The sequence below is a fragment of the Vibrio sp. 1249-1 genome (assembly GCF_033340495.1).
Genome location: NZ_JAWOWJ010000479.1, coordinates 1 through 730, shown reverse-complemented (window position 1 = coordinate 730; position 730 = coordinate 1). Strand labels below are relative to the sequence as shown.

The window sequence follows — 730 nt, the reverse complement described above, 5'->3', positions numbered from 1 at the left end:
AACGATTGAGCACCACTTCGGCCTCTTTAACTGTAGTATGAGGCATGATCACCGCAAACTCCTCACCACCAACACGAGAAACAAAATCCGTAGTGCGTACTTCACGTAGTAACGTTTCTGCGACGCTACAAATGACTTTATCCCCTTCATCGTGACCGCGTTCATCGTTAATGCGCTTAAAGTGGTCAATATCAAACAAAGCCAAACACGTCGTCGGTGTATCAGGATAACGTTCTACAATATTCGCGTAGTGGGTTAATTGTTCTTCAAACTTTCTGCGGTTCCACAGTCCAGTCAAACCGTCTTTCTCACTTAAGTTGCGCAGCTGCTCTTCCAACGCTTTACGTTCAGAAATATCCACCAGCGAAGTGATGTAATAGCTGATTTTACCGGACTTTGTTAAGTTCGCTTGGATACGCATGATCGCCGTAAACACATGATTCAATTGGGTACGGCAGCGTACTTCGCCTTCCCAAACATTCTCGCGCCCTAACTTATTCCAAATGTTTAGCGTCTCTTCGAGGTCTTCAGGAAGCAAAATCAGGCTGTGGGCATTCGAGCCTTTCACTTGTTCGGTAGAATAACCCATCATGTTTTCAAACTCTTGGTTGACCATGATGATGCGGAGCGATGCGTCAGAAATCATGACGGCGGTCATACCATCGAGTGCGGCACGGGCTAACTTCGATTCCACACTATGGCGACGGTAATGCAGCGCCAACGCGGTAAT

The 730-nt window shown here is 46.8% G+C and carries 1 protein-coding gene; it reads right to left on the bottom strand.

Annotation, left to right across the window (positions count from 1 at the left end):
- Positions 1-730: diguanylate cyclase (locus R7Z50_RS27105; protein ID WP_318149699.1), on the bottom strand; the 730-nt coding region annotated here is incomplete at both ends.